Here is a 13,993-nt window from a genome sequence, read left to right as displayed (position 1 = left end):
TCCCTATTGCCTACTATCTGCAAAAAGTCTATATCTTTTTCTGAGATGTCTAATGTGAGGGTTTCAAGATTACTGCCATAGGGTCAAATAATCCTAATCCAGCTAGACATGATAATTCATTATTTATGGTTAAATTATTGCTTAAAAAAAGATTTTTTTCATCATCCCGACGATCGACTAAACTAGGCAGTATTGTTTTTACCCCATTAGCCATAACTTGGTTCCATTTGGGAAACTCATTAGCAGCACTTTGATAATCTCCTTGATTGAGTTTTTCTAGTAAAGTGCTATATTTAAAAGTAGTAATTCCTACGTTATAACAGAAGGACACTAAAGCATCAAACTGGTTTTGGGTAAGAGCAACTCTAATTAATTGATTAACTTCATCAGTAACCAAATCGATTTTATATTGAAGGAATTTTCTGGCTTGCTGTATGCTAATTTCATCTCCTTGTTTGACCTTTTTACCATCAGGATATTCGGTAATTCCATAACCAATACTCCATATTTCTACTGGGTTTAGATAAGCATCAAGATATAATCCTTCCCATTTTTTGATTAGATTTAGACAGTTTTGTGATATTTTTAGTAGAACTTGCATTATTTTACTCCTGTCATTTCAGTTATCAGTTATCAGTTATCAGTCATCAGTACCTCTGCAATAAGGAGGCTTGAAATCTGAAATATTTTCTTTCTCTTGGCCGATTGGATATAGCGAGGAGACCTCGCCACCCCACCCTTCAGGAAGCTCCGCTAACGACCGCTTTTATCCCCTTAAAAGGGGAGGCACATACCCACAATTTTTCGGTAAAATAGTAAAAGTAGATTAGTTTTTGGAATAGGTTGATTAGAATAGTTTTTTTCTTAACCTTGTTCCATTACAAATAATCATAGCTAAGGTTTATTTGCTCTAAAAAAAAATTGCATTTAATTGCACATTTGATTTTGAACTACCCTCAAAAATCATTCCACAATTGTCAATGTGTATTTTTTTGCACGTTCAGGGTAGGAACATAATTTTTTGTGTAAATTAATTCACACTGTCGTATTTGATCCAGAAATATTTCAAGATTAAAATATCAGCAAATTTCTAGAAGAAGGAAGAAGGAAGAAGGAAGAAGGAAGAAGGAAGAAGGAAGAAGGAAGAAGGAAGAAGGAAGAAGTGGATGAGGATACTGAAAAGTTGTCGCGACTCTCAACGAGATCCCAATCAATTATAAACACCGTGTAGACCGTAGGGTATTAAATTCATCAATAAAAAGATGAAAAGATATTAGTTACTATATGGCAATTATAAATGATTTGTAAAAAATATAAAAATAAATAAAAACTATGAAGCTCTTATCTATGTTCCCTATTTCCTAATTTCCAAATTTTTTTCAGAACATATTTCGGATTACTTATCGTTTGAATACTATCGCTTTTCATCCCTTGACGCTGTCAGAGTCCGTAAGTTATCGTCATATCAATAACCAGAGATGCTAAAACTAGAATAAAAATTATGAATAAAGAAATATTTGACCACATATATTCTCATTTGCCAGAAAATGAAAAACAAATACTGCACTTGCGTTTATCAGATAAAAAATATCAACAAATTGCTCAATTAATGAATTGTGACCAATCTAATGTAGGTCGAAAATTAAAAGCGATCGCTAATAAATTTAACTATTCAGAATCTAGTCTGGAGCGGGAAGAATATTTAGTGAAAATATTTAGCCAATATAAACCCGATTTAGTTAATGATGAGTTACGAAATTATTATGGTTTTCATATCAGTCAAGTTGTCATTCCTGGCAGACCAGAAAAATTAGATTCTCCTTTTTATATACAACGTTATCGGATTAGACGTTGTTCTGTGGAGTCTGAATGTTATGAAGCCATAGAAAAACCAGGTTCTTTAGTAAGAATAAAAGCACCAAAAAAAATGGGTAAGACTTCTCTAATTCAACGAATACAAGCCCAAGCAAATCAAAATAATTATATTCCTGTTTATCTGAGATTTGATACTCTGATTGAACCCAAAAATATCAGCAATATTAATAGTTTTATTAAAGCATTTAATAAAAATATCAAAAGTCGATTTACTGATGCGCCAGAGGGAAATTTATGGGATGATGATAATGCAAAAATATCTTGTACTCAAGAATTGAAAGCCTTGTTATTTCATTTAGAAAAAAAGGTCGTCTTACTATTAGATGAAGTCGATGAAATTTTCAACTACCCAGAAATATCTAAAAACTTTTTTACCATGTTAAGAAGTTGGTACGAAGAAAGTAATAATTTTGAAATTTGGGGAAATCTCAGAATGGTAATTGCTTATTCCACAGAATATCATGGCAAATTAGATATTTATCAATCTCCTTTTAATGTAGGTTTACCCATAGAATTAAAAGAATTTACATCAGAGCAGGTAACTCAATTAATATATTTACATCAACTTGACCCAGAAATAGTGACTCCTTTAATGTCTATGGTGGGAGGACATCCTTATCTGATTAGATTAGCATTATACAAAATGTTTCAAGATGAATTGACAATTGAAGAACTATTAAAATATGCTCCTACTGAAACTGGAATTTATCAAGAACATTTAAGTAGACATTTAGAAACTATGGCAGAAAAGTCAAAAATAAAAGCAGTTTTTCAGGAAATATTAAAAGCTAATTCTCCAGTACGTTTACCCAATAAAAATCGTGAGGTACATCAATTAGAAGCTATGGGATTAATTACAATTAAAGGTGATGATGCTCAACCTCGCTGTAATTTATATCGACAATATTTTCAGGAGCGTTTGGGTTGAGGAGTCAGGAGACAGGAGACAGGAGTTGGAAGAAGGAGTCAACAGACAGGAGTCAGGAATTGACTTTTTGGAACGTAGTTTGAAGAAGGAGAATGAAAAGAGAACCTGCTAAAAACTTTCGAGATTTAATAGTTTGGCAAAAAGCACATCAACTTGTTTTAGAAGTCTATGGTTTTAGCAGCAATTTCCCAAAAACAGAAACCTATGGATTAACAAGTCAGTTAAGGCGAGCATCCGTATCAGTACCAGCTAATATAATAGTAGAAGGCTTTAGAAAAAAGGGTCTAGCAGATAAAATCTGATTTTTGAATATTGCACAAGGTTCATTAGAAAAAAGTCGGTATTACCTAATTCTGGCAAATGACCTTGGATATGGAGATACTTCAAAACTTCTAGTGGATTTAGAAGAAGTAAGTAAACTATTAGATTCGTATATAAATGCAATTGAACAACGCAGATAATCTCCTAATTCCTAATCTCTCTTCCTCCTGTCTCCTTGTTACTCCCTCTTCATCCTGTCTCCTGTCTCCTGTCTCCTTGTTGCTCCCTCTTCCTCCTGTCTCCTGACTCCTGTCTCCTGACTCCTTCTTAAAAAACACCAATTAAATTATTTAAAAAATCATGAATTATCAATCAACTGGGGGGAGTTTATCAGCAAATAACCCCACTTATGTAGTCAGAAAACAAGATGGAGAATTATCTCAAAAACTCCAAGCAGGAGAATATTGTTATGTATTTAATGCTCGTCAAATGGGTAAGTCTAGTTTGCGGGTAAGAGTGATGAAAGAATTACGCTCTCAAGGTTGTCAATGTATCCCTATTGACATGACTAGATTATGCGATTTTTCAATAGAAAAACAATCTTGGTATGAGGGTTTTTTCAGAGAAATATTTTATGGATGTGAGTTAGATAATAGTATCAATTATCAACAGTGGATAATCAGTCATCAACATTTGACTAATTTTCAACGTTTTGCTCAGTTTATTGAAGAAATTTTATTTGTTAATTTTCCTCATCCCCAAAAAATATATATTTTTCTTGATGAAATTGATGTACTGGTAAATTGCCCTTTTAAAAATGAAATTTTAGCTTTTATTCGCTCTTGTTATAATCGTCGCGCTGATGATGAAAAATCTGATTATCATCGCCTAATTTTTTGTTTTTTTGGAGTAGCGACTCCCGAAGATTTAATTAGAGATGGAAAACATACTCCTTTTAATATTGGTCATCCGATTGAATTAACAGAGTTAACTTTTGCAGATGGAAAAATATTAACTCAGGGATTAGATGGAATAGTAGAAGAACCGGAAGTTGTTTTGCAAAAAGTTTTTGATTGGAGTGGTGGTCAACCTTTTTTAACTCAGAAACTCTGTCAAATTATTGTTGATTATGCAGATGATTCTGAACCGGATGTTGATAAGTTGGTAGAGGAAAATATTTTGACTTATTGGGAAGAAAAAGATAATCCCACTCATTTAAAATATATGCACGATTATTTGGTCAATCATGGTCAATTTGCTCATCAATTACTGAAATTATATAAAAAAATTCTCTTGCAAGGAGAAGTTAAAGCTAATAATAGTCGAATCCAAATGGCTTTGCGGTTGTCTGGTGTAGTTATCAAAAAACAGGATAAATTAGTTATTTTTAATAAAATTTATCGGACAATTTTTAATCTAGATTGGGTGGCGGAAAAATTAGCTTATTTAGAAAGGAATTTAGAGCAACCTCAACCAAAACCTAAAAAATTAGGAATGAGTGTAATTTTTGCTGGTTTAGCATGGGTGGGAGTTGTTAGTTTTAGAAGTTTAGGTTGGCTACAAAATTTAGAGTTAAATGAGTACGACCGCTTAATGCGATGGCGACCTCCAGAGCAACCAGACCCTAATATTTTAATTGTTGAAGCTACGGCAAAAGATATTAATAAATATGGTATTGGTAGTGATTTAAGTGATGAAATATTGGCTGAAGTAATAGCCAAGTTAGAAAGTCATAAACCTACAATTATCGGTTTAGATTTTTGGCGAGAAAAACCTTTACCTTCTGAATCTGGTTATAAAAAGTTATTAAAAATTTTGAGTAATAATCAGAAAATAGTTGCTGTTTGTAGTGCTAGTGGAGATCACAATAATAAACCTGGTACTAAACCTCCTGAAGGAGTGCCAGAAGAACGTTTAGGTTTTACTGATGTTGTTGTCGATCATGGTCAATTTCATGTAATCCGTCGCCATTTAATGTCGATGGGAAAAGAAGAGAAAGACCCTTGTCAAACAAGTTATTCATTAAGTGCTAGGGTTGCTTTTAATTATTTGGAAAGTCAAGGAATTAAAATACAATCTACTGCCTCAGAAAATGTTAAAAAAGTTGGTGATGTTGTTTTTCAGGAGCTTGGGGAAAGAGAGGGTTTTTATCAAAATTTTGATGCTGGTGGGTTTCAAGTTTTACTTAATTATAGAAATTCCGATAAGATTGGTAAATATATTAGTGTCTCGGATGTATTATCTGGGAATTTTGATGATTTTTTAGTGAGAAATAAAATTGTACTTATTGGTAGTACAGACCCTAATGCTAGTGATAAATTTTATACTCCTTATAGTTATGTTGAAGCTATTTCTCAGAAGCAAATATCTGGGGTTGTTTTACACGCACATAAGATTAGTCAAATTATTAGTGCGGTTTTGGATGGTAGACCTTTAATTAGGTTTTGCGGTTGGTGGGCAGATTGGTTATTGATTTTTTTTTGCTCTGGTGTGGGTGGTATGATTGGTTTTTATTTTCGTCGGGTTTTATTGTTTGTCTTATTTATAGGAGGAAATATTATTATTTTATATTCAGTTAGTTTGTATTGTTTTACTCAAGGTTTTGTGCTGCCTTTAGTGCCTTCTATTTTGGCATTTGTGATTAGTGGTTTTGGTGTTTTCTTCGTTAATATTTAGTAGTTAATATTAATTACTTTACTACAAATTACCATGGCGATCGCCTATGAAAAAAATTATGAAATAGAATGCTTACAAGTAATACCAAATTGATAAATATTTGCTACAAATAGCTAGGATATTTCTTAGGAGTTAACCCACCCGCGCGCCCCTCCCAGGAGGGGAAGTCAGGAGGAGTGAGTTACACGGGAATAGCTTCAATACCATTTTTCAGGTCGGAAATCATTTTTTTCTCTTGGTGCGCTACCAGGTGCTACTGGCGTCGTCGCGGGGTCGCACCGCTCTCTTGGTCGATTGGATATGGCGCAGGTTTCCTCGCCATCCCACCCAACGGGGAAGCTCCGAAGATCGACCGCTTTGTCAAAGGGAATATCCTGCACGTGTTTTTTTATTCCTCTTACTATTCGTAACATTCTTTTTTCACCCTTGGTATAATATTAGTACCATTTGATTCTTCTGATTGCAGGTTTCTAATACCAATTTCATAAAATATTGCTACAATCTCAACATGGGCAACAGTTCAACAATTAATAATGAATAATGAATAATTAATAATTAATAATTAATAATTAATAATTAATTATTACCTCTCCATGAATTGAAGAGGATTGACAAATTCATGAAATTTTTTTTTTATTATCCCCTTTTAAGGGGAGGCGCATACCCAAAATTTTTCGGTAATAGGGAAAGAAAAACTGGATAAAAAAGAGGAAAAAATGCTTAACTTTGAAATTTGATGGATATATACAATTTTTAATTGTAGCAATAAATGACAAATTAAGATGTAACTACCTTTTTTGAATTTGGTATAAGAAAGGTTGCCATCAGATTAGCGACATACAGGAGTCAGAATAATTGGGTTGATGGAGATTCTCATCCCAGTCAGCACATACATCAAAATAATTTGGTTGATAGAGATTCTCATCCCAGTCAGCACATACATCAAAATAATTTGGTTGATAGAGATTCTCATCCCAGTCAGCACATTCGCACTCCCATTAACCAGGGTTGTTTCATTAAACATTAAACGTATTGAGGGAGTGAGTTTAGGAGGTATGGGTTAGAGGGGGATATGAGAAAATCGAACCCCCAAACAGTTAATTCAACCCTTATCAAAATAATATGGGTCGCGCAACCCCGCCTTTTAAGGCGATCGGGTTTTTGGAGAGTTGCTCAAATCCCCTACTTTCCCTCCACGGTCGGGGGAGGGGCTAGGGGAGGGTTAACTTCTGTACGTCGCCAATCCGACGGCTCCCCTATCTGACTTCTGACTTCTGACGCGCGTTAAGGTTCTAGTTTTTCTCTACACTCCCCACATTCCCCCGCTACCAGGTTTGATATTAACCCATAAAGAAAAAGATAAAAAACAGCCACTAAGAACTAGAATAAACACACAACTCTATTCCATACTGCCAAAACAACACCCTAAACTCCGTTATGTGGCATCAGTATATCCGACAAGAAGTTCAAATCCATCTGAAAAACTTTATTTATCCACTGCTCAGACCAAAACGTGTAGCAGTCTTTGAAGCTTGCTTAATAGGAATCGTATCTGGATTAGCAGCAGTCATACTAAAAGAAGGTGCAGGATGGCTAGGTAGTTTGCGTATAGCTGCATCACTCAAATATCCACCTTGGCTATTATTACCAATTTTTGGTGCCGTTGGAGGACTTGTGGCAGGTTTATTAGTAGAACGTTTAGCACCAGAAACTGGAGGAAGTGGAGTACCCCAAGTCAAAGCTGCCCTCTCAGGTATGCGAGTTCCGTTAAACTTAGCGATCGCCATTGTCAAAATGTTCACTACCATCCTGACAGTGGGGTCTGGATTAACATTAGGGCGACAAGGCCCAACAGTGCAAATAGGTGCATCCTTGGCCACTTGGATCAGTCGTTTAGTTCCCACTTCTCCGAGTTACCGTCGTCAGTTAATTGCCTGTGGTGCTGCTGCTGGGTTAGCTGCTGGTTTCAACGCTCCCATCGCCGGAGTCTTATTTGTAGTAGAAGACCTGATGCACGATGTTTCTGGTATCACCTTGGGGCCAGCAATTATCGCTTCTTTCGTTGGTGCAGTTGTATCCCAAATGCTAGGGGGAGAAAGTTTATACTTAGATAAGAACAGTTACTTAGATACCTCAATTACAGGATTTTTACACCCCAAAGAAATTCCTTTTTACATAATTTTGGGAATGTTAGCAGGTTTATTAGGGACAGTATTTAGTCGAGGAATTATTGCGACTTCCATATTTCAGCGCCGACTCAAATTAACATTACCTTGGCGAATAGCTATCACAGGATTAATTAGTGGTTTAATTATCGCATCTTTACCAGAATCATTTCGTAACCATACTGGTTTAAGAGAATTGCTAGGCAGTAGCGAAGCCAACTTGAAATGGAGCTTCATTGCTTTTGCCGAACACTTTCTGTTAACAATATTTGCCGCCAGCTCCGGTGCCCCTGGTGGATTTTTTGCTCCATCCTTAGTTATTGGGTCCGCCCTCGGTCAGATAGTTGGAATTTTGCAAAGTAATTTAGTCGGTATTGAACAACCAACAATTTTTGCTCTAGCAGGAATGGGTGCATTCTTTTGTGCTGTTTCAAGAGCACCCATGACAGCAGTAGTAATTATTTTTGAGAAGACACAAGATTTTCGCTTAGTGTTGCCACTGATGATTGTTTCTATTGTCGCTTTATTGATGGCAGAAAAGATAGATAAAAAGTCTCTATCCGACCGAGTTTTAGATTTCAAAGGTCTGCAACCTCAGAAGGAGAAGTCAGCAAATGATTATTTGAGCAATATTCGTGCGGATGAAGTCATGCACACTCCCGTAGAAACTCTTGATTTTAATTTAACTTTGGATAAGGTGAAGCAGAAATTTTCTAATTCCCATCATCGAGGTTTTCCAGCGCTTGATGATAGTGGCTTGCTCGTAGGTATTGTCACTCAGACAGATTTAGCTTACACTCGCAAACGCGAACTTCCCGGAGACACCCTATTAAAAGAGTTTATGACACCTCATCCCATGACAGTTAAAACTACAGATAATCTGAGCGAAGTTCTGTATCTTTTACATCAATACAAACTGAGTCGTTTACCTGTGATGGAAGGTCGTCACCTGGTAGGAATTATTACTGATACTGATATTATCCGAGTAGAATCAGAACAAATAGGTAAGACAAATCTGGGAACTCATAGTCAAGAACCTTCTTATACAGTTTATCAAACGCGATCGCCTCAAATAGGGCATGGTAGATTATTAGTGCCATTAAGTAATCCTAGTACCGCTCCTGCATTATTAAAATTAGCCACTGTTATTGCTCGGCAACGTAATTATGAATTGGAATGCGTGCAAGTTGTGATTGTGCCTCGTCAAAGTTCTCCGGCAGAAACTGTGGTAGATACAACTAAGAGTCGTCGTTTATTAGCAATGGCGGAGTGCATAGCTAAGGATTTGAAAATTCCCATGCACACTCAAATTCGGGTTGGTCACGATGTTGCTGATACTATTTTGGAAATTATTAAGGAAAGACATATATCTCTAATACTGATGGGTTGGAAGGGTGACTCTTCTGCTTCTGGTCGTGTTTTTGGCAGTATTGTGGATACTCTGATACGACAAGCTATTTGTGAAGTGATAGTGGTGAAGTGGGGAGGTAGAAAAGAGAAGGAAATGTTCAAAGGTATTACTAATGTTAATGAAAGATTTCAAGCCAACCCGGATAATCTTGTTTCCGATCGTATGTATTCTTTTTTAGGATGGCGACGGTGGTTAGTACCCATTCGAGATATTCCTACACAAGCAGCAGCAGTAAAGCTTTTGCCTGCCTTGGTTTCTTTGAGTGTGAAACCAGAAATTTTCTTATGTCAGGTTTTAACTAAGTCTGTTGTTAAGCCTAATATTGAGGAAATGAAACGAGCAGCAAAGATTCTTCAGCATCGCTTGGATACAGAAGTTATGGCTACTTCAGTCTGTGCTACTTCTGTTTCAACTGCTGTAGTTGATTTGGCTGATGCTCATAACTGTGACGTTGTAGTTATTGGTGCTAGTAAGGAAGGATTTTTGAAACAAGCAATTAATGGCAATATTCCAGAGGCGATCGCTCGTGGTTGTGATTGTACTGTAATTCTGGTGCGGACTGCTTATAGTGAATGATATCTGATCGGGAGATGGGGAAATGGGGAGTGTGAAGTTATATCAAATCCGGTTAAGCAGTTATATCATGTCCGGTAGCATCGGTCTTGTATAGTAAATAGGCAACAGCTCCGGAAGGCAACAGGCAACAGCTCCGGAAGGCAACAGACAACAGGCAAGAAAAAAACTTAAATTTCCTGTAGATATCCACGCTAACTTTTACACAAACGATTGCCTTCGGACATGATATTATAGATTTATTAAGTCAGGAGAAGTCAGCTAGGGGAGCTGTCGGATTGGCGATGTACAGATGAGGGTAGTTATGACGATTGAAGATTTTTTTTATGTCCAATTAAACTGATTAAAATGATTTAAGATTATATCATGTCCGGTTGAGTAGTTATAATTAAAGCTCGTAGTTTTGCTCTAGCCCATGATATCAAATCCGTTTAATTCGGCACGTAAAAAATGTTCCATCTTCAACCATTACCAAATATTTCCCCATCTCCCCATCTCCCCATCTCCCCATCTCCCCATCTCCCCATCTCCCCATCTCCCCATCTCCCCATCTCCCCATCTAATTAGACCGATGCTACCGGATTTGATATGAAATATCTATCTTTCTACGGATTGAGGGCGTGGACATTGTTAAATTTTGCTTCCTGAAGAATTCCGCAGGGAAAAACTCAATTAGAGATTAATTCTAACTTCTGACTTGCTTATAGTGCTGCAATATTTTACCAAAGTCTATACAACTTTCTTAAATCTTTACTAAATCTTTATAATTAGGGTGTTTTTCATAAAGATTCGATGAAGATTGTTGCTTCCATGAATATACAGGTTGATATCAGTTTTTATTTATGTCTATACTTTGAAAAATTGATTTTGCTGACAAAGTGATTTCAACAGGGGATGCTTCACAAAAATGAAATATTGACTAAAGGTAATTTACAATTATGGCTCAACAGGAATTTCCTCAAGTAGAGACGGATAAAGAGGATTACGCACCCGGCGAAACGGTGACTATTAGCGCGACTGGATTTGAACTGGGTTCGGTGATTAAGTTTGAGATTGAAGATGACAGTGCTGATCCTGGAGATGATGGCGATGTGGATACATATGATCCTATTGAAGTCACTGATGGAGGCGAAGGTGACCTGGATGGTACAGAGAATGGTCAGGTAGTGACAACCTGGGAAGTACCGACAGATAATAATGGTACTGGTTTTGGTCCTGCAGATGCATTGAATGCAACGTTAAATTTGACGGCGACAGGTACGGGTGCTGATGGCTCTTTTGGTACAGCAGATGATCAGTCAGCGACAACAACTTTTACAGATTCCTTTCCACAGAGCTTCTTGACTACCAACAACCTATCAATTGATGAAATTCAAAAATATCTGATTGTTGGTTTGAAGAGCCAGGATAATGGAGATGCAGTCAACCTCCAAAATGGTGAGTTTGGTGCAGACCGCGAGGTTCTATCACAGGGAGGAACAAGTCCAACAGGTGCCTCCTTCCCAACCATTAATAGTGTCTTCGATCAGCGGTGGGAGCCATCTGGCAATGAAGCATACCTGGATCATCCAATCTTCAATACTCAAATTGCTCCGTTCCAGGGAATTGACTACTCCGGCAATATTGCTCTCACAAGTTCTGATGGTCAAATCTCTGTTAGTAATACCGACATCTTTGCTGACCTTGGTATCCTTACAACTAACTCAAACGATCCAGTTCAAAGTATCTCTAATGCGGACTACTTTGATTTTGGGGCCAATGAGAATAACCCTACTGGGCAGCTTCCCACTAACTCCGCTGGCACAAATGGTGATGGTTTCACCACTGGTGTCAATCTCGATCCTCTCACCAATGAACTAGACGACTGGAAAACCTTTATTGAAGGTGCTACTGGTGAAGGAACTATAACCCAGAACATTGAGAATGAGAATTACAAGGATGGCAGTGGCCCATTTGTAATTGAGTTGGTTGAACAGGGGGGAACTGCTAACGGATCTTCCAATCTAAGTTTTACTGACACTAATGGTGATGGTGTTGTCATCATTGATGTTAACAGAGGGGGCGATGACTGGGAACTTAACAACTCAGACATAATCATTGATGGCCCGGATGACCTCACAGCAATCTTCCGGGTCAACGGTGAATCTAACATGAACATGAGCAATACCAGTATCCAGATTGGAGAAGGTGGTATTGCCAATGATGACAACCCATTCGGAGCAATTTTCTTTAAGGGTGACTCTGAAGGAAATAGTGGTGATGCGGTTTTCTCCGGTAATAACGTTGTTTTCAATGGAATTGCTTTCTGGGAATTAGACGGAGGAACCAATGATAATGGTCAGAACGAAATTGACATTCAGAACGGTCAAGGTTGTGCACAGTTCATTGGTGACACGGTACTGCATAGTGACAGTCGCTTTAATCTATGTACGGTGTCAGCTGGGGAACAACCCGAACTACTCGACTTTGGCGACCTAACGGACAACTATCAGACACTTCTGGCCAATGGTGGTCCTAGCCATGTCATTAACCCAAATATCCAAATTGGTGCATTAATTGATGATGAGACAGACGGTCAACCCAGTGCTAATGCTGATGGTGATGGCAATGATGAAGATGGTGTAAGCATCCCCACATTGACAGCTGGTGAGAATGCAACGTTCGAGGTTGATGTCACTAACAATACAGGTAGTGATGCCACCCTCTATGGCTTTATTGACTGGAACAACGATGGTGATTTTGATGATACAGGTGAAACGGTTACCACTACAGTCAGTGATGGTACGACTAACGGTACTGCCAGCTTGAACTTCTCCGTACCCAATGGTGCAGCTACCAATACACCAGTAGGTGCCCGTTTCCGCTTGAGCACAGACAGTGGCCTTGATGCAACAGGGGCAGCCAGCGATGGTGAGGTAGAAGATTATCTAGTTACTGTTCAAGAAGAACCTGACCCCAGCATCGACATCGAAAAATCCACTAATGGAGAAGATGCAGACACTCCCACAGGTCCAATTCTTAGTGAGGGAGATACTGTTACCTTTACCTACAACGTTACTAACGATGGTGATGTTAGCCTGGAAAACGTTGTGGTGACAGACGATCAAGGCTTAGTACCTGTGGCGGTTGATGCTGATAATGATACATTTAATGATGGAGATACCAATCAAGATAACATCTTAGACCCTGGAGAAACCTGGGAATACACTGCTAGTACTACTGTTACTGCAGGTCAATACACGAACATTGGCAGTGTTACAGCAGATCCTGTTGGCGGAGAAGAAACTGTTACTGATAGTGACCCCAGCAACCACTTTGGTGCTTGCCTCTTTGAAACTGTTTTTAATGAGAAACTAGGTAGTACAGATGAGGCAATTGATGTTGTCATTGGTTATGGTGCAGACTTTAATGGTGATGGCTTCAAAGACATTCAAGTGACCTTACGCGTTGCGGATGCCTCCAACTCTAGTACTGAAGATATGATCGGGGTTGCCTTTGATATTGACGATCAGAACTTAATCAATACATTAGGCTTGACTATTGATGACATTACTACCTACGCAAATAACAATTCTGGTACAAGTGATAGTGTTATCAGTTCTCCAGTTGCTGGTACAGACTTTATTATTGGTCCAGATGCGGTAGATTCAAATAATCTTCTTGGTGTCAATCTTTCTGGTGGCGGTGTAGATAGACCCTATGATGCTCTAGTTAAGTTTGGTAATGGGGGACAAGGAGATGGCATTGTCCAAGAAGGTAGTTTTATCATCTCAGGGACGCAAGATTTAACAGATGATCTGATTCGCGAAATACTTGAGCAAACAGATTGGTATGTTCGTCTTCAATCAACCAATGGTGGTAATGGAAGTGCTAAAACGGCTGGTTTTATCTCAGAGATTCCTGACAAGAATCCACCACCAGCAGCACCAGCTATCGACATCGAAAAATCCACCAACGGAGAAGATGCAGATACAGCTACAGGACCACAGATAGCAGTAGGCGACACAGCCAACTTTGAATATGTAGTCACCAACACCGGAGACACAGCATTAGGTAATGTCACAGTCACCGACGACCAAGGTGTAGAAGTCACATTCCAAGGTG

The 13,993-nt window shown here is 38.0% G+C and carries 6 protein-coding genes and 1 pseudogene; 5 read left to right on the top strand and 2 right to left on the bottom strand.

Annotation, left to right across the window (positions count from 1 at the left end):
• Nucleotides 1–49: 49 nt before the first annotated feature.
• The gene (locus tag F6K23_RS23605; RefSeq protein WP_293160335.1) at nt 50–601 is read right to left on the bottom strand and encodes a lysozyme; all 552 of its coding nucleotides are present in this window, start codon (nt 599–601) and stop codon (nt 50–52) included.
• A gap of 900 nt (nt 602–1,501) precedes the next feature.
• Between F6K23_RS23605 and F6K23_RS23600 the strand changes: the two genes are divergently transcribed.
• The 3 genes and pseudogenes from F6K23_RS23600 to F6K23_RS23590 all read left to right on the top strand — a co-directional run bounded on the left by F6K23_RS23600 (nt 1,502) and on the right by F6K23_RS23590 (nt 5,740).
• Nucleotides 1,502–2,803 (top strand): AAA-like domain-containing protein, encoded by a 1,302-nt coding sequence (locus F6K23_RS23600; RefSeq protein WP_293160333.1) that lies wholly within the window; start codon nt 1,502–1,504, stop codon nt 2,801–2,803.
• 92 nt (nt 2,804–2,895) lie between these two features.
• Nucleotides 2,896–3,264 (top strand): annotated as a pseudogene (locus F6K23_RS23595) (four helix bundle protein).
• A 160-nt stretch (nt 3,265–3,424) separates the two neighbouring features.
• On the top strand, nt 3,425–5,740 hold the full coding sequence (locus tag F6K23_RS23590) for a CHASE2 domain-containing protein (RefSeq protein WP_293160331.1): 2,316 nt from the start codon (nt 3,425–3,427) through the stop codon (nt 5,738–5,740).
• A gap of 197 nt (nt 5,741–5,937) precedes the next feature.
• Here F6K23_RS23590 and F6K23_RS23585 read toward each other — a convergent pair whose 3' ends face one another.
• Nucleotides 5,938–6,153 (bottom strand): hypothetical protein, encoded by a 216-nt coding sequence (locus tag F6K23_RS23585; RefSeq protein ID WP_293160329.1) that lies wholly within the window; start codon nt 6,151–6,153, stop codon nt 5,938–5,940.
• Nucleotides 6,154–7,177: 1,024 nt separating this feature from the next.
• On the opposite strand from F6K23_RS23585, the gene F6K23_RS23580 reads away from it, so the two are divergent.
• Together F6K23_RS23580 and F6K23_RS23575 are read left to right on the top strand one after the other, a co-directional pair.
• Complete coding sequence (locus F6K23_RS23580; protein WP_293160327.1) at nt 7,178–9,892, top strand: chloride channel protein; 2,715 nt, start codon at nt 7,178–7,180, stop codon at nt 9,890–9,892.
• A gap of 1,391 nt (nt 9,893–11,283) precedes the next feature.
• A partial coding sequence (locus tag F6K23_RS23575) for a GEVED domain-containing protein (protein ID WP_293160325.1) occupies nt 11,284–13,993 on the top strand: 2,710 nt, incomplete at its 3' end.

This window comes from Okeania sp. SIO2C9, from assembly GCF_010672455.1.
Taxonomy (GTDB): Bacteria; Cyanobacteriota; Cyanobacteriia; order Cyanobacteriales; family Microcoleaceae; genus Okeania.
This window is presented reverse-complemented; position numbering and strand designations above follow the sequence as displayed.

Coding starts and splice junctions, on each gene's coding strand:
- F6K23_RS23605 (WP_293160335.1), bottom strand. CDS start 601: ATGCAAGTTCTACTAAAAATATCACAAAACTGTCTAAATCTAATCAAA.
- F6K23_RS23580 (WP_293160327.1), top strand. CDS start 7,178: ATGTGGCATCAGTATATCCGACAAGAAGTTCAAATCCATCTGAAAAAC.
- F6K23_RS23600 (WP_293160333.1), top strand. CDS start 1,502: ATGAATAAAGAAATATTTGACCACATATATTCTCATTTGCCAGAAAAT.
- F6K23_RS23585 (WP_293160329.1), bottom strand. CDS start 6,153: ATGTTACGAATAGTAAGAGGAATAAAAAAACACGTGCAGGATATTCCC.
- F6K23_RS23590 (WP_293160331.1), top strand. CDS start 3,425: ATGAATTATCAATCAACTGGGGGGAGTTTATCAGCAAATAACCCCACT.